The sequence below is a fragment of the Nonomuraea sp. B12E4 genome, from assembly GCF_039871825.1.
Taxonomy (GTDB): Bacteria; Actinomycetota; Actinomycetes; order Streptosporangiales; family Streptosporangiaceae; genus Nonomuraea.
The window spans coordinates 64084-86332 of the sequence record NZ_JBDPME010000001.1; the positions used below are offsets into that span (position 1 = coordinate 64084).

At 70.0% G+C, this 22249-nt stretch carries 23 protein-coding genes; 11 read left to right on the forward strand and 12 right to left on the reverse strand.

What is annotated here, in order from left to right; genetic code table 11:
• Positions 1-244 precede the first annotated feature (244 nt).
• The gene (locus tag ABGB18_RS00275; protein WP_347693196.1) at positions 245-1120 is read right to left on the reverse strand and encodes an RIO1 family regulatory kinase/ATPase; all 876 of its coding nucleotides are present in this window, start codon (positions 1118-1120) and stop codon (positions 245-247) included.
• A 491-nt stretch (positions 1121-1611) separates the two neighbouring features.
• Between ABGB18_RS00275 and ABGB18_RS00280 the strand changes: the two genes are divergently transcribed.
• Positions 1612-2100, forward strand: a complete 489-nt coding sequence (locus tag ABGB18_RS00280; RefSeq protein ID WP_347693198.1) for a hypothetical protein — start codon at positions 1612-1614, stop codon at positions 2098-2100.
• On the opposite strand, the gene ABGB18_RS00285 is transcribed toward ABGB18_RS00280, so the two are convergent.
• Positions 2097-2672 carry a Uma2 family endonuclease gene (locus ABGB18_RS00285; protein ID WP_347693199.1) on the reverse strand — a complete coding sequence of 192 codons (576 nt, stop codon included), beginning with the start codon at positions 2670-2672 and terminating at the stop codon, positions 2097-2099. The two genes, ABGB18_RS00280 and ABGB18_RS00285, sit on opposite strands and share 4 nt — an antisense overlap.
• Before the next feature lie 58 nt (positions 2673-2730).
• Entirely contained in the window at positions 2731-3336 is a 606-nt protein-coding gene (locus ABGB18_RS00290; protein ID WP_347693200.1) for a hypothetical protein, read from the reverse strand.
• Between the two features lie 179 nt (positions 3337-3515).
• Here ABGB18_RS00290 and ABGB18_RS00295 point away from each other — a divergent pair, with 179 nt between their 5' ends.
• Positions 3516-4313, forward strand: a complete 798-nt coding sequence (locus ABGB18_RS00295) for an alpha/beta hydrolase (RefSeq protein WP_347693201.1) — start codon at positions 3516-3518, stop codon at positions 4311-4313.
• Positions 4314-4340: 27 nt separating this feature from the next.
• On the opposite strand, the gene ABGB18_RS00300 is transcribed toward ABGB18_RS00295, so the two are convergent.
• Both ABGB18_RS00300 and ABGB18_RS00305 read right to left on the reverse strand, forming a co-directional pair.
• A complete protein-coding gene (locus ABGB18_RS00300) occupies positions 4341-4946 on the reverse strand; it encodes a DUF4126 domain-containing protein (protein WP_347693202.1) in 606 nt (201 codons plus the stop codon).
• 4 nt (positions 4947-4950) lie between these two features.
• Complete coding sequence (locus tag ABGB18_RS00305; RefSeq protein WP_347693203.1) at positions 4951-5856, reverse strand: phosphotransferase; 906 nt, start codon at positions 5854-5856, stop codon at positions 4951-4953.
• Positions 5857-5961: 105 nt separating this feature from the next.
• Here ABGB18_RS00305 and ABGB18_RS00310 point away from each other — a divergent pair, with 105 nt between their 5' ends.
• Positions 5962-8331 carry an FAD-dependent oxidoreductase gene (locus ABGB18_RS00310; protein WP_347693204.1) on the forward strand — a complete coding sequence of 790 codons (2370 nt, stop codon included), beginning with the start codon at positions 5962-5964 and terminating at the stop codon, positions 8329-8331.
• A 27-nt stretch (positions 8332-8358) separates the two neighbouring features.
• Here ABGB18_RS00310 and ABGB18_RS00315 read toward each other — a convergent pair whose 3' ends face one another.
• The 6 genes from ABGB18_RS00315 to ABGB18_RS00340 all read right to left on the reverse strand — a co-directional run bounded on the left by ABGB18_RS00315 (position 8359) and on the right by ABGB18_RS00340 (position 13647).
• Entirely contained in the window at positions 8359-9162 is an 804-nt protein-coding gene (locus ABGB18_RS00315) for a carbohydrate ABC transporter permease (protein ID WP_347693205.1), read from the reverse strand.
• A gap of 2 nt (positions 9163-9164) precedes the next feature.
• The gene (locus ABGB18_RS00320; protein WP_347693206.1) at positions 9165-10046 is read right to left on the reverse strand and encodes a sugar ABC transporter permease; all 882 of its coding nucleotides are present in this window, start codon (positions 10044-10046) and stop codon (positions 9165-9167) included.
• Complete coding sequence (locus tag ABGB18_RS00325; RefSeq protein ID WP_347693207.1) at positions 10036-11343, reverse strand: extracellular solute-binding protein; 1308 nt, start codon at positions 11341-11343, stop codon at positions 10036-10038. The genes ABGB18_RS00320 and ABGB18_RS00325 overlap by 11 nt, the downstream gene beginning before the upstream one ends.
• A 64-nt stretch (positions 11344-11407) precedes the next feature.
• Entirely contained in the window at positions 11408-11554 is a 147-nt protein-coding gene (locus tag ABGB18_RS00330; RefSeq protein WP_347693208.1) for a hypothetical protein, read from the reverse strand.
• 223 nt (positions 11555-11777) lie between these two features.
• A complete protein-coding gene (locus tag ABGB18_RS00335; protein WP_347693209.1) occupies positions 11778-12902 on the reverse strand; it encodes a nitronate monooxygenase family protein in 1125 nt (374 codons plus the stop codon).
• Between the two features lie 82 nt (positions 12903-12984).
• Positions 12985-13647: a DapH/DapD/GlmU-related protein gene (locus ABGB18_RS00340; protein WP_347693210.1), complete on the reverse strand. Its 663-nt coding sequence runs from the start codon at positions 13645-13647 to the stop codon at positions 12985-12987.
• 110 nt (positions 13648-13757) lie between these two features.
• Between ABGB18_RS00340 and ABGB18_RS00345 the strand changes: the two genes are divergently transcribed.
• The 6 genes from ABGB18_RS00345 (at position 13758) to scpB (ending at position 19936) form a co-directional block, all read left to right on the forward strand.
• Positions 13758-15422, forward strand: coding sequence for a CTP synthase (locus tag ABGB18_RS00345; protein ID WP_347693211.1), 1665 nt, complete (start codon positions 13758-13760; stop codon positions 15420-15422).
• A gap of 44 nt (positions 15423-15466) precedes the next feature.
• Positions 15467-16066, forward strand: coding sequence for an NUDIX hydrolase (locus ABGB18_RS00350; RefSeq protein WP_347694277.1), 600 nt, complete (start codon positions 15467-15469; stop codon positions 16064-16066).
• Positions 16067-16081: 15 nt separating this feature from the next.
• On the forward strand, positions 16082-16987 hold the full coding sequence (gene xerD, locus ABGB18_RS00355; protein WP_347693212.1) for a site-specific tyrosine recombinase XerD: 906 nt from the start codon (positions 16082-16084) through the stop codon (positions 16985-16987).
• A 117-nt stretch (positions 16988-17104) separates the two neighbouring features.
• Positions 17105-18046, forward strand: coding sequence for a ParA family protein (locus ABGB18_RS00360; RefSeq protein ID WP_347693213.1), 942 nt, complete (start codon positions 17105-17107; stop codon positions 18044-18046).
• The gene (locus ABGB18_RS00365; protein WP_347693214.1) at positions 18043-18849 is read left to right on the forward strand and encodes a segregation/condensation protein A; all 807 of its coding nucleotides are present in this window, start codon (positions 18043-18045) and stop codon (positions 18847-18849) included. Before ABGB18_RS00360 ends, ABGB18_RS00365 begins: the two co-directional genes overlap by 4 nt.
• A 505-nt stretch (positions 18850-19354) precedes the next feature.
• Positions 19355-19936 (forward strand): SMC-Scp complex subunit ScpB, encoded by a 582-nt coding sequence (gene scpB / locus ABGB18_RS00370; protein WP_347694278.1) that lies wholly within the window; start codon positions 19355-19357, stop codon positions 19934-19936.
• On the opposite strand, the gene ABGB18_RS00375 is transcribed toward scpB, so the two are convergent.
• On the reverse strand, positions 19819-20697 hold the full coding sequence (locus tag ABGB18_RS00375; RefSeq protein ID WP_347693215.1) for a hypothetical protein: 879 nt from the start codon (positions 20695-20697) through the stop codon (positions 19819-19821). The genes scpB and ABGB18_RS00375 overlap by 118 nt on opposite strands.
• A 75-nt stretch (positions 20698-20772) precedes the next feature.
• Between ABGB18_RS00375 and ABGB18_RS00380 the strand changes: the two genes are divergently transcribed.
• Positions 20773-21753: a pseudouridine synthase gene (locus ABGB18_RS00380; RefSeq protein WP_347693216.1), complete on the forward strand. Its 981-nt coding sequence runs from the start codon at positions 20773-20775 to the stop codon at positions 21751-21753.
• A 71-nt stretch (positions 21754-21824) separates the two neighbouring features.
• Positions 21825-22184, forward strand: coding sequence for a chorismate mutase (aroH, locus tag ABGB18_RS00385; RefSeq protein ID WP_347693217.1), 360 nt, complete (start codon positions 21825-21827; stop codon positions 22182-22184).
• The last annotated feature ends 65 nt before the right edge of the window (positions 22185-22249 follow it).

Here is a 22249-nt window from a genome sequence, read left to right on the forward strand (position 1 = left end):
CACGGGCACCCGCTGGTCACGGGCACTCGTAAGGCGCGGGCGCCCGCAAGCCACGTGGATCGCGCGGCCTCCCGGAAGACGCGCTCTCTCTCGATAGGCGCTCTCTCAGGAGGTGCGTTGTCTTTCGGGAAAGCGACGACGCGGCATTCCGGGGATCGCGCGGCTCAGATGGGTCATGCCTGTCGGCATGCCACATCGGCGGTTGCGCTTGTCCAGGGGCTCCCGTCCCCCCGCGACCGGTGGTTCACGGGGAAATGCCGGCCTCCTTGCGGAGTTGGGCGGCCAGTGTGTCCGGGTCGGCGGCGAGGACGCCCTTGGCGGCGAACCAGGTGGCGACGTTGCGGGCGTCGCGGTCGAGGAACGTCGGGCCCGCCGGATGGGCGATCACGTCCACGATCTGCGGCAGATCGATGATCACCAACCTGCCGTCGTGGACCAGCAGGTTGTACGGGGACAGGTCCCCATGGGCCAGGCCCTCCCGGGCCAGCGTGGCCATGGCCGACACCAGTTGCTCCCACAGATCGTCCAGGTCTTCGGTCACCTGGGCCAGCCGGGGAGCGGCGTACCCGTCCGGCGTACCGATGAACTCCTGAAGGATCTCCGTTCCGACGATCTGCACCGGATACGGCACCGGAACCCCGAGCTCCCACAACCGGCACAACGCCGCGAACTCGGCCACCGCCCACTGGGCGGCGATCACCTGCCGGCCGAAGGCGGTGCGGTTGGCCATGGCCCGGTTCATCCGGCTTTCGCGGGTTCTGCGGCCCTCCAGGTAGCCGGAGTCGCGGTGGAACATGCGGTGGTCGGTGGAGCGGTAACGCTTGGCGGCCAGCAGGCACACGCGATCCGTGCCGGGCACGCCTCTGGAGATCAGGTGGACGTCGGCTTCCTTGCCGGTCTTGAGCACGCCGTGCTCGGTGTCGACGGCGGCCAGCTCGGTGACCAGCCAGCCGGGGTACGGTTTGGGGCCCTTCTCCGTCGGAGTGCTCTGGTCCCAGGTGGACCAGCGGTCGCCTTCGGGCGGGCCGTCGTCGGTCTCCGGGGTGCTTTCAAGCCATTCGATGTCGTCGGCGTCGAGGGCGTTCTTGCCACGGCGGCGGTGTTGCGGGTGCTTCGGCACGGTGGGATTGCTCCAGGTATTGAGGCCCACCGGCGCGGCATTCGTCGATCAGGTCGGCGGCGGCCCGGTGGGAAGGTCTGAGGACGCGGAAAACGGCACGCGAACAATCGTCGTCACAGTCTCAGCCTCCCTTCACGCCGCAGAGATCAACCAGCGCCGGAGTATGCCGGGCCCGACCAGACAGCCGCAACTGATTTACGCGAGCCAACGCGAGCCAACGCGATTGAGCGTGAGTGGTGGCCGGTGCAGCGGGATGGGCGGGAGATCGGCAGTGCCGATGGGGCGGGTGGATGCCCGTGGGATGGCGGGCTGCGGCGAGTGGGGTGGGAGCGGGGGTGCGGTGTAATGGCGGGAGGTGGGGTTCGCTGGGTGGGGGATATCGGGGTGCGGGGGTTTGGGCGGGCGGGTACGGTGCGGGGATGCGACGATGCCCCGACTGTGACAACTGGGAGCCGGCTGGAGCGCCCGGATGCCCTCGATGCGCGGGGCTGGTGGATGAGATCGTCGAGGAGGGGTGGCGTGCGTTTCTGGAGCGCGAGTTCGGTACGGCCGAGCCGCTCGACGAGCGCCTCGTTGCCGAGATGGTCGTGGACGAGCCTGACAGGCACCCGTGGCGCGTGGTCGATGCCGCCTACGATCGTCTGACCTGTGCTGAATGTGGCGATCGGTTGAGCAGGGGGCCCGCCTCATGCGCCACCTGCAACAAGGCGAACGGTTTTCGCTACGCGGCCATTGAGGTGGACCGCCCAGCCGTTCCGCCGGGGAACGAGCACGCGCTGCGGGTCAACGTGGCCGTGACACGCAGGCCGTACGGGATCTCGGACGCCGAGGTGCTGTTGCGGCGGCTGTCCCTGCCCGTCCTCCTGGAGGGCCGCCTCCCCACGAACGCCCAGGCCCAGGCCACCAAGGCCCTGGCCAACAGGGGTGCCACCGAAGCCGAGTTGGCGGAGGCGATCTACCGGGAGTGGGGCGTCACCTAACTGGGCGGCCACTCCAGGTGGAGGTCGATATCCACCTCGAATCCGATGGTGGTCCGCAGGCGCTTGCGATGGATGCCGGTTGGGACGTAGGCCTTGACCGCAGGCTCGAGCTCGAAGGTATAGACCACGGGCAAGCCATCCTCTCTCTCCACTCGCCAGAAGTGCTTGATGCCCGCGTTTGAGTATTTGATCGGTTTGGTGGTCCGGTCTCTCTCCATTGATTCGGCGGACACCACTTCGACGACCAGATGGACATCTTCCGGTTTGAAGGAGGTGGTTTCATCAGTGATCGCTGACTTGCTGACCAAGAGGATGTCTGGCTCGGGCCGCTGACGCAAGCCCAGGGTCACCGTCATCTCCCGAACGACCGCCAGGTTTTCAGGAGGGCTGAGCCGGTTCTCGAACAGTCGAGTGGCGTACATGTGAAAGGCGGTCTGCGGGGACATCATGATGAGCGACCCATCGATCAGTTCGACGTGCCGGGGCGCGTCAGGGGGAAGGTGATCGAGCATGTCGGCGGTCCAGCCGCCTGGAGGGCCGGGATAGAACCACTCAGGAAGGGCCATAGTCATCAATCTGCCTCCTCAGCGATCTCACGCGGCGGATTCATTCTGCCACGTTCGGTAATCATCAAGGGAGGTCTTTGCGTTCCTCCATCGTGCGGCGGTAGAGCTCGTCGATCTGGTCCAGCGGGTCGGGGGCGTGCCGGCGAGCCTCGATCTCCAGGTCCGTGCGGGCGTTGAGGTCGTCGATGCCCGTCGCCGTGTGCTGGACCTGGTCGCTCATGAGGTCGGCGCGGATGCGGGCGCACATCGCCGTCAGCTTGGCCTGGTGCTGCCGGAGCCGGTCGAGCGTGGCATGGTCGGCGAAGGAGGACATGCGGCGCTGCTGGGCGTACATCCCGAGTTGCCCGTCGTGCACGTCGGCCTGCGCCGACAGGTCCGCCATGAGGCGGGGCAGGTCGCCGAGGCCCCAGCCCTGGCGCTGGGCGTGCTCGATGGCCTGGCGGGTGAGCGTCACCTCGCGGCGCAAGTCGAGCCGGAGGCGCTCGACCTCGGCGGCGTCGCCCGTGCCCATCGCGTTGACGTGGGTGCTGAGCCGGACCGTGGCCTGCCTGGCCTTGACCGCCGCCTTCTTGCCCAGTTTGACGAGCAGCCAGATGCCCACCCCACCCAGCAGCAGGAGGAACGCGAGGACCACCAGCACGATGATCAGGAACTCGCCGATTTTCGACACCTCCTGTTGGGGGTTGATGCCTTGAGGATAGTCGCCCGGAGCCGTCTTGGCGCGCGTAGCCAAGCAAGCACTTGATCGAGGTCGCGGGCTGTGCTTCAGTGCACATGGGCGTGGTTCGAGCGGGGCGGAAAGGGTGTGGCGGGCCGGTCCGCGTGGCCGTTCGCCGGAGGGAGCGATAGGTGCCGTACGCGGAGGTCGCCGGAGACGTCAGGCTCTTCTACACCGACGACGGCGATCCCGGCGGGCCGCCGCTGCTGCTCGTGCACGGCTGGGGCACCGACTCGCACCAGTGGTCGTGGCACATCGACGCGCTTGCCGCCGGGCACCGCGTGATCGCCCCCGACCTGCGCGGCCACGGCTACTCGTCGGTCCCCGAGACGGGCAACACGCCGCGCATGATGGCCGAGGACCTGCACCACCTCATCGGCGGCCTCGGCCTCCCGCCGGTGATCGCCGTCGGGCACTCGATGGGGGCCCAGGTGGTGTCCTTCCTCGCCGTGGAGCACCCGGAGCGGGTGCGCGCGCTGGTCACCGTCGATCCCGGCTACGGCATGACGGACCGGATCGCCCGGCGCTTCCCCGAGATGATCGCCGGCCTGCGCGGCGCGCACGCCCACGCCGTCGCCGAGTCGATCGACGAGTGGTGCACGAACGCCGCCACCCCCGCCGTCATCAGGCGCTGGCACAAACGCCGCCTGTACGGCATGCCGCCGCACGTGCTCGCCGAGGCGTTCGAGGCCATGTTCACCGCCCCCGGCGCCATCGGGGTACGCCCGGCCTCGGACGACTACCTGGCCCGCCGGCGGTGCCCGGTGCTGTCCATCTGGTCCGACTCCGGGCGGGCGGGCTGGGAGGCGGGGCTGCTCAAGGACCGCGCGTCCAAGGTCGTGTGCTGGGAGGGCTCCGGCCACCGGCTGCACGAGGAGCGCCCGGCAGAGTTCGTACACCTGGTACGAGGTTGGCTGGCCGCGCTGTGAGTGACGGCGGGCGGCGGGGCTTTCGGATCAGCCAAGGGTGTGGCCTCTGGCCGCTCGCCGGCGGGCGCGGAAGCGGAGGACCTTCCTGATCAGCCACCACGCCAGCAGGACGAGCACCAGCAGCGCGACGATCACCAGCGCCGGCGCGAGCACCGCGAGCAGACTCATGCCCAGCGAGCCAGCGTCCTCCACCGTGCTCACCACGGGCGCCCCCACCCCCGCCGTCCCCGCGTTGATCACCGGCCGGGCCACCGCCTTGACCACGTGTACGGCCAGCGCCAGCACGATGCCCAGCGCCCACCCGGCCCACGGGTGCTCCGACATCCACGTGGAGTTGTCCAGCTCGGCGGCGGCGCTCGTGGCCGAGAAGACGACGCCGCCGGAGGCCGGGCGCACGACGGTCTGGATGGTGTCGTTGATGCTGTCCAGGGCGGGCACCTTGTCCACGACCGTCTCGGCGAGCAGCAGGACCGCGAGGACCGCGAGCACGCCCCAGTTGGACAGCCATGAGTAACCGTCGGGCAGCCGTACGGTGTCGGTGAAGTTGGCCAGCACCCCCACGACCAGCAGCGGGATGTAGGCGTTCAAACCGGCGGCGGTGGACAGGCCCAGCCCGGTGAGTGCGGCGATCACGTCCCTAGTCTGCCCGCGCGGCCTCGTCCATGAGACGTTCCAGACCAGATCCGGTGAATTCCGCCACCGCCCGCTCGTACTTCTCCATTCCCCACGACCAGAAGTCGAAGTCGATGCTCTCGTTCGCGCCGTCCTGGATGGAGGCCCAGAGCGTCCAGCCGTACTTGGACATGAGGCCGAGCAGGCGGGCCCGGGCGATCTTGTGGCGCAGGCGGCGGCCGTAGTAGGCGGTGACCAGCTCCTCCAGGTGCCCCTGTGGCAGGCTGGACTCGCTCCAGACGTTGCCGAGCTCGAAGCAGGCGTCGTTGTTCCCGGAGTACTCGTAGTCGATCAGCCGCAGGCGCCCGCCGTCGTCGAGGATGTTCCCCGGCAAAAGGTCGTTGTTACACGGAACGGTCCCAACATCCCTTTTTTCCAGACTTTTCCGGATTCTCGCGACGGTTGGCATGAAGTCGAGATATTTCGCAGGAAGCCGGAACCCCCGCTCCCGGACGATCGCCAAATACCCCCGCTGCACCTCGAACATGTCGAAATCCCGGACGAACCGCGGCCCCGCGTGCAGCCGCCGGCACGCCTCCGCCACCCGCGGCAGGTTCGCCGGATCCCGCAGATCGGCCTCCGTGAACGTCCGCCCCGGCAGGAACCCCACCACCAGCACTCCGAGCTCGGGCAGGTACGCGTGCACCGGCGCGCCCACCCCGGCCCGCGCCGCCGCGATCGAGTTGGCGTGCTCGGCGTCCCTGTCGATCGCCAGCAGCGCGCCGTCGCTGGCCCACACGCGTACGACGTATTCGCCGGCCGGGATCGTGACCTTGTAGTTGTGGTTGGTCAGCCCGCCGGGCAGCTCCTCCACGGAACGCGGCACACCGGACAGCAGGGGGATGCGATCGAGGACCTCGGGCACGGCCATGGTAGATCCTACTTCTCCGGCGCCCGGCCGTAGAGGGAAGAACAAGATCTTCGTTCAACCGAACGGTCTAGACCCTTTTACACTCCGGCGGCTAGCCTCGCGACCATGACCGACTCGGCCCGCATCGTGATCATCGGCGGCGGCGTGGGCGGCGCGTCCGTCGCCTACCACCTCACCCAACTCGGCGAACGCGACGTCGTCCTGCTGGAGCGGGACGAGCTCACCAGCGGCTCCACCTTCCACTCGGCGGGTCTCGTCGGCCAGTTGCGCGCCGACCCGACGCTGACCAGGATGAACCAGTACTCGGTCGAGCTCTACCGCACCCTGGACGCGGGCTGGACCGAGTGCGGCGGCATCAAGCTGGCCACCACCCCGGAGCGCATGGCGGAGATCCGCCGCCAGATCGGCTGGGCGCGCACGTTCGGGCTGCCGCTGGAGGAGATCTCGGTGGCCCAGGCCGTCGAGCTGTTCCCGCTGATGAGCCCGGAGGGGGTCCTCGGGGCCGCGTACCTGCCCACCGACGGGCAGGTGGACCCCTCGCAGCTCTGCATGGCGCTCGCGGCCCGCGCCCGCGAGGGCGGGGTGGACATCCGTACCCGCACCCGGGTGCTCGGCATCACCACCGAGCGCGGCCGCGTCACCGGGGTGCGCACCGACCAGGGGGACATCGCCTGCGAGATCGTGGTCAACTGCGGCGGCATGTTCGCGGCCGAGATCGGCCGCATGGCCGGGGTGCGGATCCCGGTCGTGCCCATGTCGCACCAGTACGTGGTGACCGACGCCTGCCACGACCTGTCGGGCCTGCCCACGCTGCGCGACCCCGACCTGCTCGTCTACTACCGGCAGGAGGTGCAGGGCCTGGTCATGGGCGGGTACGAGCGCACCTCCGCCCCCTGGACGGCCGGCCACCACACCTACGACGCGATCCCGCAGGACTTCAACGGCCGCCTCTTGTCCGAAGATTGGCCCAGATTTCAGGAAATTTCGGAAAACGCCGTGATCCGCGTGCCCGCGCTGGCCGACGTCGGCATCCGCAAGCTGATCAACGGGCCCGAGGCGTTCACCCCCGACAACGAGTTCTGCCTGGGCGAGACCGAGGTCGGCGGCTTCTACGTGGCGGCCGGGTTCTGCGCGCACGGCATCGCGGGCGCGGGCGGCATCGGCAAGATCATGGCCGAGTGGATCGTCGAGGGCGAGCCCAGCATGGACGTCTGGCACATGGACATCCGCCGCTTCGGCCGCCAGTACCGCTCGCCGTCGTACACGGTCAAGCGCACGGTCGAGAACTACGAGTCGTACTACGACATCCGTTATCCGGGCCAGGAGCGCGCGGCGGGCCGCCCGCTGCGGGTCTCGCCCGCCTACGGCTGGCACGCCGCCCACGGCGCCGTCTTCGGCGAGAAGGCCGGCTGGGAGCGGGTCAACCACTACGCCGCCAACGAGCAGGCCGACGGGCGGGGCGAGGAGGCGGAGCGGCCGGGCGGCTGGGCCGGGCGGGAGTGGTCGCCCGCCGTCGGGGCCGAGCACCGCGCCACCCGTACGAGCGCCGGGCTGTTCGACGAGAGCTCGTTCGCCAAGATCGAGGTCACCGGCCCGGACGCCGCCGAGCTGCTGGAATGGGTGTGCGACAACCGCGTGGCCCGCCAGGTGGGCGCCGTCACCTACACGCAGGCGCTCAACCGGCGCGGCGGCATCGAATGCGACTTCACCGTAACCAGGCGGGGCGAGCAGGAGTTCCTGATCATCACCGGCACCGCGTTCGGCTCGCACGACCTGGGCTGGCTGCGCAAGCAGGCGGCGCTCACCGGCGCCACGGCCAGGATCGCCGACGTCACCGGCCAGTACGCGTGCTTCGCCCTGTGGGGCCCGCGCGCCCGCGACATCCTGTCCGGCCTGACCCCCGAACCGCTGGACTTCCCGTTCATGTCGGCGCGCGAGATCACCGTGGGCGATGTGCCGGTGCTGGCGCTGCGGGTGACGTTCGTGGGGGAGATGGGCTGGGAGCTCTACTGCTCCAGCGAGTACGGCTCGGCGTTGTGGCAGACGCTCTGGCGGGCGGGCGAGCCGCAGGACCTGACCGCCGGCGGCTACCGCGCCATCGACAGCCTCCGGCTGGAGAAGGGCTACCGGGTGTGGGGCGCCGACCTCGGGCCCGAGACCACCCCGTACGAGGCGGGACTGGGCTTCTGCGTCAAGCTCGACAAGGACTTCCTGGGCAAGGACGCCCTGGACCCGGAGCCCGAGCGGCGGCTGCGGTGCCTGACGTTGCGCGACCCGGGGGCCGTCGCGCTCGGCAACGAGCCGGTCCGGGTGGACGGCCGGGTGGTGGCCCGCGTCACCTCCGGCGGCTACGGCTACACCGCCCGGGAGTCCATCGCCTACGCCTACCTGCCCGGTGCCCCCACGGAGGTGGAGGTGGAGGTGGAGGGCACCTGGGTGCCTGGCACCGTGGTCAAGGAGCCGCTGGTCCCGTGACGCCGCGGCGTACCGGGACACGCGCGGTTACCCCTTGACGGCCCCCCGGGTGATCCCCTCGACGAAGCTGCGCTGGAACGTCAGGTAGACCAGGACGATCGGCGCGATCACGATCAGGCTGGCGGCCGCCAGCAGCGGGATGTCCGTCGAATACTGGCCGACGAACAGGCCGAGGCCGGTCGGCGCGGTCCGCTCGTCCGGGTTCTGCATCATGACCAGCACCAGCAGGAACTGGTTCCACGACCACATGAAGTACAGCACCGACAGCGTGGTGATCGCCGGCCAGGAGATCGGCAGCAGCACGCGCAGCAGCACGACGAGGTCGCGGGCGCCGTCGATGCGTGCCGCCTCCACGAGGCCGCCCGGCACGCCCGAGAAGTGGGCCTGCATCCAGTAGACCCCGAACGGCAGGAACAGCGCCGCCTCGGCCAGCACGATGCCCACGTAGGAGTCGGTGAGGCCGACCTGGCGCAGGTTGAAGTAGAGCGCCACCACCACGAGCTCCACCGGCAGCGTCAGCCCCAGCACGAATCCGGCCGACAGCGTACGGTGGCCCCACACCCTGAGCACGGTCAGCCCGTACGCCGCCAGCGTGGCCAGCACCACCGTGAGCGGCACCACGCAGACCGCGATCAGCACGCTCGACGCCATGAGGTTGGAGAAGTTGCCCCGCTCCCAGGCGAGCGCGAAGTTCTGCCACGACCACTCCTCCGGCAGGCTCAGCCCGCTGATCTGCGATCCGGGAGGGTGCAGGGCGGCCAGGACGATGCCGGCGAACGGCAGCAGCACCATGACCGCCAGCAGCACGAGCACGCCGTATCGGATGCGCATCCTCAACCCCTGTCCCTGGCGGCGTAGCGGATGACGCTGACCACGGCCACCACGAGCACGGTCAGTACGACGGCCAGCGCGCTGGCGCCACCGATGTCGCCCTCGTTGAAGGCCAGCCGGTAGACCAGCAGGGCCGGCACGTTGGTCTGGCCGGCCGGGCCGCCGTTCGTGGTGACGAAGACGAGGTCGAAGCTGGCCAGCGCGGCGATCGTGGTGATCACCCCGGCGATCGTGATCTCCTTGCGCACCCCGGGCAGGGTGACGTTGCGGAAGCGCTGGTAGGCGCCGGCGCCGTCGAGCGTGGCGGCCTCGTACAGGGCCGGGTCGATCTTCTGCGCGCCGGCCAGGAAGAGCATCATGCACAACCCGCTCATCACCCAGGTGCCGATGAGGCCGAGCGCGACCAGCGCCAGGGCGTAGTCGGCCAGCCAGGCCCGGGTCAGCCCGCCCAGCCCCACCAGGCCGAGGAGCTGGTTGACGACGCCGGACTCGCTGTAGAGCCAGCGCCAGGTGATGCCGACGGCGACCAGCGGCAGCACCTGGGGGAGGAAGAAGACGATCCGGAAGAACGTCATCCCCCGGCGGACCTTCCCTATCAGCAGGGCTGTCATCAGCAATCCCGCGGCGATCGGGATGGCCGAGAAGAAGATGATCAGCACCAGGCTGTGCAGGATGGCCTCGTGGAGCGCGCTGTCCTGGAAGATCTTGACGTAGTTGTCCAGGCCCGCCCAGGTCGCCGGCAGGATGCCGTCCCAGTGGAGAAGCGACAGGCGCAGCGTGTCCAGGGCCGGCCAGATCGCGAAGCCCAGGTAGACGGCCAGGGCGGGCAGCACGTACGGCAGGCCGCGGATCCGCCGCCCGCGGCCGGCGGCCTCATGAGCCATGGTGCTCGTTCCAGGACTGCTGCAGCGAGCTCAGGAAGCCGGCGGTGGCCATCTTGCCGCTGATGAGGCCCTGCACGCCGGGCGTCAGCTTGTCGATCATGCCGGGGGAGGCGTAGTCGGCGAACGGGACGATCCCGTTGGCCTGCGCCACCGGCGTGAAGGCGGCCTTGATCTCCACGGGCAGACCCGCCCCGCCCATGTCGGTCTTGGTGTCGACGGGCATGAACCCGGCCTCGAACTGCACCTTCGCCGCCTCCGGCGAGCTGAGGTAGTCCAGGAACGCCGCGGCGACGTTGGGGTGCTGGGTCTTGGACGAGATGGCGTACGAGACGCTCGACCCGGAGGCGACCTTCGGCGGCTCCGCCGTCGGCCCCGGCATGAGGAAGAAGCCGACGTCGTCGCCCATCTGCTTCTCCAGCGCGGCGGCGGCCCAGTTGCCGGTGATCAGGAACGCGCTCTTGCCGCCGGCGAATTCGGCCTGCGCGTCGGTGTCGGCCGTGGCGTTCGCGGCGGCCGGGACGTAGCCCTTGCGCACCCAGCCGGTCAGGGTCTCGGCGGCCTTGCGCGCGCCGTCGGTCTCGATCGTGGCGTTCGGCTCGCCGTAGACCCACGAGCGGTACTGCTTGACGTCGCCCAGCACGTTCAGCAGCGCGTTCCAGATCTGGAAGCCGCCGACCTGGAGCGCGCCGACGCTCAGCGGGGCGTGCCCGGCGTCCTTCGCCTGCTGCATGGCGGTCTCGAAGTCGCCCAGCGTCTTCGGCACCTTCTTGACGAGCGACTTGTTGTAGAACACGCCCAGCACGGACAGCCCGCCGGGAGCGGCGTAGAGGGCGCCGGTGCCGAACCGCTTGGCCGTCTTGTCGGAGCTGAGGGTCTCCAGGGTGGCCGGTGGGAAACGGTCGTTCCAGCCGTACGCCTTCGCCCACGGGCCCAGGTCGAGCACGAGACCGGCGGGGACCAGCGAGCTCATGGCGCCCGGGTTGTACTGGGCGACGTCCGGCGGCTGGGCGGACGACATCGCCAGCTTGATCGACTTGACGTAGTCGTTGAACGGCGTCATCTGGGGCTTGATCGTGACGTTCGGGTGCCGCTTGGTGAAGCCCTCGATGAGCGCCTTGGAGGGCGGGTCGTCGGTGTAGGCGAGGGTGAGCGTCACGGGCTCGTCCGGAACGGCCGTCGACACGGCGATCTGTCTCTGTGTGCCGCCGCCGGGGGAGCCTCCGGTGCCCGCGCAGGCCGTCAGCGCGAGAAGGCTGCCGACCGCCACGAGCCACCGAGCCGGTGCCGTCATACCCATGACCTTTTCTCCTTACCGATTCGCTCTCGCCGACGCGCCCGATCCCGCCCGCGCGCCGGCCTTCTCACCTGCGCACGGGTCCGAATCCGGTCCGTTCGATCTCGTCCAGCGAATGCCGCAGCGCGCCGTGCACGACGGCGTCCTCCCGCGGCGCCGGCACCTCCAGGGCGCGCGCCGCCGCCCGCCGGACCATGCGCAGCAGTCTCTTCACGACCTCCGGGCCGCCTCGGCGTTGACCTCGCGCATGAACTGCGTGTCGGCGGCGACCAGCTGCTCCATGGCCCTCCCTGTCGTTCAGGGCACGTTAGCGCAATAATTATGGACTGTACGAAATTAATTCGTCGAGAGGTCACCCGCTTCGCCCTGCCGGTCCGGGTACGGGATGGCACGCCGGCGGCGCGGCACGCCCGCACCGCCCCGCTACCTGCACGCCTTCAGCCGGACAGGCGCTCCAGCCGCTGCACCGCCTCGCCGAACTCGCTGACGAGGTCGTACACCACCTGGCGGGCCGGCCTGATCCGGTCGAGCTGGCCCACCACCTGCCCCACGTAGTAGTTGACCAGCTCCAATGCCCCCGGCTCGCCCCGCTCGGCCGCCGCCGAGATGCGGTGCATCGCGCCCTCGGCCAGCAGCAGTTGCAGCGGCATCCCGAGCGGGCCCGGGCTCTCCTGGCCGGAGTCCCACTCCTCGGTCCAGGCCGACCTGAGCTGCCGGGCCGGCTTGCCCGTACGCGACCTGGACCGGACCGTGTCCAGCGACGAGGCCGCCAGCAGCTTGCGCTTGACCGCGGGTGCCGTCTCGGCCTCCTCCGTGGTCAGCCAGACCGAGCCGCACCACACGCCCTCCGCGCCGAGCGCCATGGCCGCCGCCATCTGCCGCCCCGACGCGATCCCGCCCGCCGCCAGCACCGGGGTCGGCGCGACCGCGTCCACGACCTGCGGCACCAGCACCATCGTGGCGATCTCGCCGGTGTGCCCGCCCGCCTCGGTGCCCTGCGCCACGATGAGGTCCGCACCCGCCGCCACCTGCCGGTGGGCGTGCTCGACCGTGCCGACCAGCGCCGCCACAGGCACGCCCGCCCGCCTGGCGGCCGTCACCATCTCGGGCGGCGGCGGCCCCAGGGCGCTGGCGATCAGCCCGATCGGGTGCTTCAGCGCCACGTCGATCAGCCCGCTCGCCCCGGCCGCCGTCACCCGCCGGCCGAACTCGTCGGCCACCGCCGTCAGCGGCCGTCCCGGAGCGCTCACGCCGTACTTGGACAGCAGATGGGTGACGAAGTCGCGGTGCCGGTCGGGGACGTGGTCCAGCAGGTGCGCGCTCCGGTCGAGCGCGGAGGCGTCGATCTTGCCGGGTACGAGCACGTCCACCCCGTACGGCCGCCCGTGCACCTGCTCGTCGATCCAGCTCAGCTCGGTGTCGAGCCGCTCGGCCGTGTACGCGACCGCGCCCAGCACCCCGAACCCGCCCGCGTTCGTCACGGCGGCCACCACGTCGCGGCAGTGGCTGAAGGCGAACAACGGGAAATCTATGCCCAGACGTTCACATATGGCGGTCCGCATGGTTCGACGCTAACCGTCAGAAGGATGTTCGGTCCATCCCGTCCGCCGCCCCCTGCCGCCAGGCGATCGGTGCTCGGGCCGGTCAGGAGGCGGTGGCCTGGTGATTCATGGCCAGGGCGATGTCCGGAGCATGCCAGCCGTGGCCGGCGGTGTATCGGCGGACTAACCTGGCCGGGACCCCGGCGACCACGCTGTGGTCCGGGAACCGGCCGCGTACGACCGCGCCGCCCGCCACCACGCACTGGCGGCCCAGGGTCGTGCCCGGCAGGATGATCGCGCCCGCGCCCAGCCACGAGCCCGAGCCGATCGAGACCGGGCTGTTGCGCGGCCACTGCCTGCCGATCGGGACCTCGGGGTCGTCGTAGACGTGGTTCTGGTCGGTGATGTAGACGTACGGGCCGGTGAACACGTGGTCGCCGATGTCGATCGACTGGTGGGCCACGATGTGCGTGCCGCGGCCGATCGAGCAGCTCCCGCCGATGCGCAGGATCGAGTCGGGACCCAGGTCCACCCCCGGGCCCATGCCGCACGAGATCGACACGCGCTCGCCGATGAGCGTGTGGTCGCCGATCTCGATCCACTCCTCGCCGAAGATCGCTCCCGGCGGGAAGGCGATGCTGACTCCGTCGCCGAGCCGCCGGAACCGGTAGCCCGCGGGCGAGGCCGGGCTGATCACGCCCGCGCGCCGGATCGCCGTGTAGGCGCGATGGATCAGGGTGCCCATTGCCCGCCGTACAAGGTACATAGGTGCCAAAGTTACCGCTAGGTCGGGCCGTTAAGGCATGTGAGGGGCGTTGTTTGATATCCTGAGAGCCCGTGGACACTTCGACCACACCTCGAGCCACGGGAGCCCCTTTGCGCAGCGCATCGCAAACCAAGCATCTGTTCGTAACCGGCGGTGTCGCCTCCAGTCTCGGCAAGGGGCTCACGGCATCCAGCCTCGGTCGCCTCCTCAAGGCACGCGGTCTCAGGGTCACCATGCAGAAGCTCGACCCTTACCTCAACGTCGATCCCGGCACCATGAACCCGTTCCAGCACGGCGAGGTGTTCGTCACCGACGACGGTGCCGAGACCGACCTCGACGTCGGCCACTACGAGCGGTTCCTCGACACCGACCTGCACGGCTCGGCCAACGTGACCACCGGGCAGGTCTACTCCAACGTCATCGCCAAGGAGCGGCGGGGCGAATACCTGGGCGACACCGTCCAGGTCATCCCGCACATCACCAACGAGATCAAGGACCGGATCAGGGGCATGGCCGGTCCCGAGGTGGACGTGGTCATCACCGAGGTCGGCGGCACGGTGGGCGACATCGAGTCGCTGCCGTTCCTGGAGGCCGTGCGGCAGATCCGGCACGAGGTGGGGCGCGACAACGTGTTCTTCCTGCACGTGTCGCTGCTGCCGTACATCGGGCCCTCGGGGGAGCTGAAGACCAAGCCGACGCAGCACAGCGTGGCGGCGCTGCGCAGCATCGGCATCCAGCCGGACGCGATCGTGCTGCGGTCCGACCGGCCGGTGCAGACGGCGATCAAGCGCAAGATCAGCCTCATGTGCGACGTGGACGAGGACGCGGTGGTCTCGGCCGTGGACGCGGTCTCGATCTACGACATCCCGAAGGTGCTGCACTCCGAGGGGCTCGACGCCTATGTGGTGCGCCGGCTCGGCCTGCCCTTCCGCGACGTGGACTGGAAGGAGTGGGAGCAGCTCCTGCGCAGGGTGCACCGCCCGGCGAAGGAAGTCACGATCGCCCTCGTGGGGAAATATATTGATTTGCCGGACGCGTACCTCTCGGTGACCGAGGCGCTGCGCGCCGGCGGGTTCGCCAACGACGCGCGGGTCAACATCCGGTGGGTCAAGAGCGACGACTGCGAGACGCCCGAGGGCGCCGAGCGCGAGCTGGACGGCGTGGACGGCGTGCTGGTCCCCGGTGGGTTCGGCGTGCGCGGCATCGAGGGCAAGATCGGCGCGATCCGGCACGCCCGCGAGAACAAGGTCCCGCTGCTCGGTATCTGCCTCGGCATGCAGGGCATGGTCATCGAGGCCGCCCGCAACCTGGCCGGGATCGAGGGCGCCAACTCGGCCGAGTTCGACCCCGACACCAAGCACCCGGTCATCTCCACCATGACCGACCAGGAGGACGTCGTCGCCGGCGAGCGCGACATGGGCGGCACCATGCGGCTCGGCATCTACACCGCCAAGCTCGGCGAGGGCACGCTCGCCCGGCAGCTCTACGGCGGCAAGGCCAAGGCCGACGAGCGCCACCGCCACCGCTACGAGGTCAACAACGCCTACCGGGAGCGGCTGGAGGGGGTCGGGCTGATCTTCTCGGGGCTGTCGCCGGACGGCCGCCTGGTCGAATACACCGAGCTGCCCGTCGAGCGGCACCCGTTCTTCATCGGCACCCAGGCGCACCCCGAGTTCCGCTCCCGCCCCACCCGGGCCAACCCGATGTTCCACGGCCTCGTCGGCGCGGCTCTGGTCTACGCGGACAACCGCATGGGCGCCAAGGTGGGCCAGTGAGCGGCGACTCCCGGGCGGACCACGGTGCGGAGGCGAGCACGACCATGATCAGAGACACGCCCGAGTCGTGGGAAGTCATCGAGACGAAAGAGCGGTTCCAGGGCCACATCATCCGGGTCGTCACCGACACCGTGAAGATGCCCCGCGACGAGGCCGCCGAGCGCGACTACGTGGTGCATCCCGGGGCCGTGGCCGTGCTCGCGCTGGACGAGCACGACCGGGTCCTGATGATCCGGCAATACCGTCACCCCACGCGCCACCTGCTGTGGGAGCTGCCCGCCGGGATCCGCGACGTGGCAGGCGAACCGCTCGTCGCCGGGGCCGCCCGCGAGCTGGAGGAGGAGGCCGGATACCGGGCCGGCACCTGGCACACGCTCGTCGACCTGCGCAGCTCGCCGGGCATGACCGACGAGCGGATCCGGGTGTTCCTCGCCCGCGACCTGACCAAGGTCGAAACGGACTTCGTGCACCGGCACGAAGAGATCGATATGCCCGTCGAGTGGATACCGCTGGCCGACGCCGTGCAGAAGGCGCTCATGGGAATGATCCACAATTCCCCGGCCGTGGCCGGTATCCTCGCCGCGTATGCGGCTTCGGCTGACGGGTTCGCCCTGTTGCGCCCCGCCGACGCCCCGGAGGAGTGACGGAAGGACCGGTTCGTGGAGGCAGTGCTCTCCAGCTACCTCGCCCATCTGGCGGTGGAGCGGGGCCTGGCTGCCAACACGCTCGCGTCCTACCGCCGTGACCTGCGCCGTTACGTCGAGCATCTGCGGGCGCGGGGCCGGCGTCAGCTCGACGAGGTGGGGGAGGACGACGTGCAGGCCTTCCTGGCGGCGCTGCGCGAGGGCGACGACGAGCATCGCGCCCTGGTCGCCAGTTCGGCCGCGCGTGCCGTCTCCGCGGTGCGGGGGCTGCATCGTTTCGCCCTGCGCGAAGGCGTGACGGCCCACGACCCCGCCCACGAGATACGGCCGCCGCGCCAGCTCCGCCGGCTGCCCAAGGCCATCGCCGTGGACGAGGTCGAGCGGCTCATCGCCGCCTCCGGCCCCGACGGCGCGCCCCTGACCCTGCGCAACCGCGCCCTGCTGGAGCTGCTGTACGGCACCGGGGCCCGCATCTCCGAGGCCGTCGGGCTGGCGGTGGACGACCTGGAGACCGACCAGGTGCGCCTGCACGGCAAGGGAGGGCGTACCCGGGTGGTGCCGCTGGGGCGTTATGCGCGCTCCGCGCTCGACGCGTACCTGGTCAGGGCCAGGCCCGGCCTGCTCGCCCACGGACGCGGGACCCCCGCCGTCTTCCTGAACGCCCGAGGCGGGCATCTGACCAGGCAGGGCGCGTGGGAAGTGCTCCAGGCGGCGGCCGAACGCGCCGGGCTTGCGGGGATAAGTCCGCACGTTCTGCGGCATTCCTTCGCAACTCATCTCTTGGACGGTGGCGCCGACGTTAGGGTGGTGCAGGAGTTGCTCGGCCATGCCTCGGTGACGACCACACAGGTCTACACCCTGGTCACGGTCGACAAGCTCAGAGAGGTCTATGCCGCCGCGCATCCGCGTGCCCGGCAGTGAACTATGATCATGTGCGACGTGCGGTACCTTCGGCGTGCCGCCTTGCCGCGTTTAGTGGTGACGCCATAGTGTCCGTCCGGACGGTCCGGTTCGGGATCGTCAGGGAGGTTCGAGCTGGTGACTGTGACGACCAAGGGTTCGACCCCGGGGACCCCCGACAACCCCTGGGGCGACACTAAGACCAACGCGCCTTCCAACGGCGTCAACCTGGGCCCCACGCAGCGGCCCAGACCGGTGTTCCCGGAGCCGGTCCCCCCGGACGAGCACGGGCCGGCGCGGGTCGTGGCGATGGTCAACCAGAAGGGCGGGGTCGGCAAGACCACGACCACCATCAACCTGGGCGCGGCGCTCGTGGAATACGGGCTCAAGGTGCTGCTGGTCGACTTCGACCCGCAGGGCGCGCTCTCCGTCGGGCTCGGCATCAACCCGCTCCAGCTCGACCTGACGGTCTACAACCTGCTGATGGAGCGCGGCGTGACCGCCGAGGACGTGCTGCTGGAGACCGGCGTCGAGGGGCTCGACCTGCTGCCCAGCAACATCGACCTGTCCGCCGCCGAAGTGCAGCTCGTCACCGAGGTGGCCCGCGAGCAGGTGCTCGGGCGGGTCATCAAGCCGCTGCTGCCGCACTACGACGTCTGCCTCATCGACTGCCAGCCGTCGCTGGGCCTGCTCACCATCAACGCCCTCACCTGCGCGCACGGCGTCATGGTGCCGCTGGAGTGCGAGTTCTTCGCGCTGCGCGGTGTGGCGCTGCTCATGGACACCATCTCCAAGGTGCAGGAGCGGCTCAACGAGGACCTCGAGATCGAGGGCCTGCTCGCCACCATGTACGACGCCCGCACCCTGCACGGGCGCGAGGTGCTGGCCCGCGTGGTCGAGGCGTTCGGCGACAAGGTGTTCCACACGGTGATCAACCGTACGGTCCGTTTCCCCGACGCCACCGTCGCCGGCGAGCCGATCACCACCTTCGACCCGTCGTCCCTGGGCGCCAACGCCTATCGTGAGCTGGCCCGTGAGGTGCTCTCCCGCTGGCCGGCACCTGCGACAATGGCCAGGTGACCGCAGAGCCGGGTTTCCAGGTTCACCTGGATGTCTTCGAGGGGCCGTTCGATCTGCTCCTGGGTCTCATCGCCAAGCACAAACTGGATATCACCGAGGTTTCCCTCTCCAAGGTCACCGACGAGTTCATCTCCTACATCCGCTCCCGGGGCCCCGCCTGGGATCTCGACCAGACCAGTCATTTCCTGCTGGTGGCGGCTACCCTGCTGGACCTGAAGGCGGCCCGGCTGCTGCCCTCCGGCGAGGTGGAGGACGAGGAGGACCTGGCGCTGCTGGAGGCCAGGGACCTGTTGTTCGCCCGGTTGCTGCAGTACAAGGCGTACAAAGAGGTGGCCAAGGTCTTCGCCGGGCGGATGGCGGAGGAGGCGCTGCGCTTTCCGCGCACCGTGCAGTTGGAGCCCCAGTTCGCCAACCTCCTGCCCGAGCTCATCCTGGGCATCGGGCCGGAGCAGCTCGCCAAGATCGCCGCGCGGGCCTTCACCCCCAAGCTTCCGCCGACCGTCAGCGTGGGGCACATCTACCAGCCGCTGGCCAGCGTCAAGGAGCAGGCGGCCATCCTGGTCGCGCACCTGCGGCGGATGCGCCGGGCCACCTTCCGCGCGCTGGTCGCCGACTGCGAGGGGGCCTTCGAGGTCATCGCCCGGTTCCTGGCCGTGCTGGAATTGTTCAGGGAGTCGGCGGTGACGTTCGAGCAGGTCGAGCCGCTGGGGGATCTGCACGTGACCTGGACGGGCTCCGACGACGGTGACGTCGCGGTGGGGGACGACTACGAGGAATCAGCGGAGAAACCACCCAATGACTGACAACCCACTGCCCACGCCTCGCAGGTCCCCGGACTCGGAGCCCCCGCTGCCCGCCTGGATGACCCTCCCTGGCTCCCTGGTCCAGCCCTCGGCACCGGCTGTGGAGGGCGAGGACACTCAGACCCCCGACCCCTCCGACCCTGACCTCCCAACCTCGTCCACACCACCCCCTGCCCAGGCTCCTGCCGCAACGGAGACACCGTCCCCTGCCGCCGGGGCCCCGGGCGAGGACGATGCGGATGAGGGGGATGCGGGCGTGGGGGATGCGGGCGTGGGGGATGCGGGCGCGTCGCATCCGGGCGAGGGGGCTTTGGACGAGGGCGATGCGGACACGTCGCATCCGGACGCCGGGGCTCCGGACGAGGGGGATGCGGGCGCGTCCCACCCGGACGAGAGGCCTTTGGACGAGGGCGATCGGGGCACGCTCGAGCCCGAGCCCGCATTCGAGCCCGAGCCCGCATTCGTGGCCGGTAACGGGACGGGCGAGGGTGCTTTCGGTGCTGGGGTGGATGAGGCGGAGGGCGGTTTTGGTGCGGGAGCGCCCGGGCCGACGCTTCGGGCGGCGTTGGAGGCTATCCTGCTTGTGGTCGATGAGCCGGTTGCCGAAGTGACCCTGGCTCAGGTGCTGGAGCGGCCCACTCATGAGGTCGCTGCGGCCCTGCGCGGGCTGGCGGAGGAATACACGGCTGATGGGCGCGGTTTTGACTTGCGGGAAGTGGCGGGGGGCTGGCGTTTCTACACCCGTGCCGACTGCGCGCAGCTGGTCGAGCGGTTCGTCCGTGATGGACAGCAGACGCGGCTGACCCAGGCCGCGCTCGAAACACTCGCGGTGGTGGCTTATCGGCAACCGGTGAGCCGCGCCCGCGTCGCCGCCGTACGCGGCGTCAACAGCGACGGCGTCATGCGCACGCTCGTCGCCAGGGGGCTGGTCGAAGAGGCCGGCACCGACCCGGAGAGCCAGGCCGTGCTCTACCGGACAAGCTCATACTTCCTTGAACGTCTGGGACTGCGGGACCTCAGCGAGCTTCCCGAGCTCGCTCCCTTCCTCCCCGACGACGTGGAAAATCTCGAGGAGACGACAAAGTGATCAACAGGCGTAGCACCCCGTCCGGTGATGGACGCGGTCGTGGACGCACCGGCGGCTCCGGCCGTGGCGGGCGTCCCGCCTTCCGTTCCGACGACGATTTCAGGGGCGGCCGGTCCGACCGCAGGGATTCCCGTGGCGGATCCCGGCGCGACGACTTCGGTGGTTCCACCCGGCGTGACGACTCCCGTGGTGGCGCCCGGCGTGACGACTCCCGTGGGTCCCGGAGAGAGGACTCCCGCGGCGGGGGCGCGCGCGACGAGTTCCGCGGTGGCGCCGGGCGTGATGGCTTCCGGGGCGGAGCCTCTCGTGATTCCCTCCGCGCCGACCGGAGCGGGTCTCGCGCCCGGTACGGCAGGCCCGGCGGCCGCGACGGTGACGACGCGGGTCGATTCGCCCGTGGTGGGCGTGAACAGCAGGACCGCTACGGACGCGGGGACCGTGAGGAGCGTTACGGTCGTGAGCAGCGCAACGGGCGCGGTGACCGTGAGCAGCGCGATGGGCGCGACCGTGAGGAGCGCTATGGGCGCGGCGATCGCGAGGAGCGCTATGGGCGCGGCGATCGCGAAGAGCGCTATGGGCGCGGTCAGAGTGACGAGCGCCGTGGTGGTGGCCGGGACGAGCGTTACAGCCGTGGCGGCCGCGAGCAGGGTTACGGTCGCGAGCGCGAGGCGCGCTACGGGCGTGAGGAGCGTTACGGGAGCGGCCGGCGTGAGGGCCGCTACGCCGGGTCCGAGCGGTCTCGTGATGACCGGGGCGACCATTCGGCTGGCGACCGTGGTGACCGCCGGACCGAACGGACGGGGTTCCGGGCCGATCGGGGCGGGCGCCGGGAGGACGTGAGCCGTGAGGGCGGGTCGTCCTCGACGCGCTCCCGTTACGGCAGGCGGGACGGCGACGCCCCCGCCCGTACCGATCGGGGCGAGAGGAATGCGCGGGCGCCGCGGCGGGATGACGTGCAGACCCTGGGCAGCGGGCGGCGGCAGAGTTACGGCAGCCCCCAGCAGCAGCGGGTGAAGGCCGCACGTCAGCCCCTGCGGGACCGCGACTTCTACCCCGAGGGCTACACCGACGAGCGCGACACCACCGAGGTGCCGGACGGGGTGCGGCTGCAGAAGGTGCTCGCGCAGGCCGGGGTGGCCAGCCGGCGGGCGTGCGAGGAGATGATCGGCGAGGGCCGGGTGACCGTCAACGGCCAGGTCGTACGGCGGTTCGGGGCCAAGGTCGACCCCGCCGCCCAGGTCATCCATGTGGACGGCATGCGCATCCCCACCGCGCCCGACCTCGTCTACTACGCGCTCAACAAGCCCATCGGGGTCGTGTCCACCATGAGCGACCCGCAGGGGCGCCCGTGCCTGGCCGACTTCGTCGAGGAGCTGGCGCCGCGGCTGTTCCACGTGGGGCGGCTGGACACCGAGACCGAGGGGCTCCTGCTGCTCACCAACGACGGCGAGCTGGCCAACCGGCTCACGCATCCCAGCTACGGGGTGCAGAAGAAATACTGGGCCAAGGTGCCCGGCCCGATCCCGCGTGATCTCGGCCGCAGGCTCCGGCAGGGCGTCGAGCTGGAGGACGGCCTCGTCCGGGCCGACTCCTTCTCCATCGTGCAGGAGCACGGCCAGCAGGCGCTGGTCGAGGTGGTGCTGCACGAGGGCCGCAAGCATGTCGTCAGGCGCATGCTGGAGGAGTCGGGGCACCGCGTCATCGACCTGGCCAGGATCGAGTTCGGGCCGGTGAAGCTGGGCCGTACCAAGCCCGGGACCGTCAGGGCGCTGTCCCTGAAGGAGGTCGGCGAGTTGTACGCGGCCGTAAAGCTGTAATCTGGCCGGACGTAGGAGCCCGTGCGGACCTCCGCACGGGCTTCTCCACTAGTGAGAAAGGGACAAACCACATGGTGCGGGCCATCCGTGGGGCGATCCAGGTGGATGCCAACAACCGTGACGCCATCATCGAGGGGACCACGGAGCTGGTCGTGGCGCTCATGGAGCGTAACCAGCTGACCACGGATGACGTGATCAGCGTGCTGTTCACCGCGTCGCCTGATCTGACGGCCGAGTTCCCCGCGCTGGCGGCGCGGAAGCTGGGTTTCCACGATGTGCCGCTGATCTGCTGCACCGAGATCGACGTGCCCGGCGCGCTGCCCCGCGTCGTACGGCTCATGGCCCACGTGGAGACCGACAAGCCGCGGGCCGAGATGCACCATGTCTACCTGCGTGGTGCCGTGGCGTTGCGGCAGGACATCGCGCAATAAGCCACCGGCAAGCACATCAGGCGATACTCATAACCGTGAAATTACTCTAAACAGCCCGATAAATC

What these genes read in the sequence shown, in the direction of transcription:
- ABGB18_RS00285 (WP_347693199.1), bottom strand. Translation starts at nt 2,672, where the DNA reads ATGACTATGGCCCTTCCTGAGTGGTTCTATCCCGGCCCTCCAGGCGGC.
- ABGB18_RS00305 (WP_347693203.1), bottom strand. Translation starts at nt 5,856, where the DNA reads ATGGCCGTGCCCGAGGTCCTCGATCGCATCCCCCTGCTGTCCGGTGTG.
- ABGB18_RS00310 (WP_347693204.1), top strand. Translation starts at nt 5,962, where the DNA reads ATGACCGACTCGGCCCGCATCGTGATCATCGGCGGCGGCGTGGGCGGC.
- ABGB18_RS00315 (WP_347693205.1), bottom strand. Translation starts at nt 9,162, where the DNA reads ATGCGCATCCGATACGGCGTGCTCGTGCTGCTGGCGGTCATGGTGCTG.
- ABGB18_RS00320 (WP_347693206.1), bottom strand. Translation starts at nt 10,046, where the DNA reads ATGGCTCATGAGGCCGCCGGCCGCGGGCGGCGGATCCGCGGCCTGCCG.
- ABGB18_RS00325 (WP_347693207.1), bottom strand. Translation starts at nt 11,343, where the DNA reads ATGGGTATGACGGCACCGGCTCGGTGGCTCGTGGCGGTCGGCAGCCTT.
- ABGB18_RS00335 (WP_347693209.1), bottom strand. Translation starts at nt 12,902, where the DNA reads ATGCGGACCGCCATATGTGAACGTCTGGGCATAGATTTCCCGTTGTTC.
- ABGB18_RS00340 (WP_347693210.1), bottom strand. Translation starts at nt 13,647, where the DNA reads ATGTACCTTGTACGGCGGGCAATGGGCACCCTGATCCATCGCGCCTAC.
- ABGB18_RS00350 (WP_347694277.1), top strand. Translation starts at nt 15,467, where the DNA reads ATGATCAGAGACACGCCCGAGTCGTGGGAAGTCATCGAGACGAAAGAG.
- ABGB18_RS00375 (WP_347693215.1), bottom strand. Translation starts at nt 20,697, where the DNA reads ATGGTCGCCCCGGTCATCACGAGACCGCTCGGACCCGGCGTAGCGGCC.
- aroH (WP_347693217.1), top strand. Translation starts at nt 21,825, where the DNA reads ATGGTGCGGGCCATCCGTGGGGCGATCCAGGTGGATGCCAACAACCGT.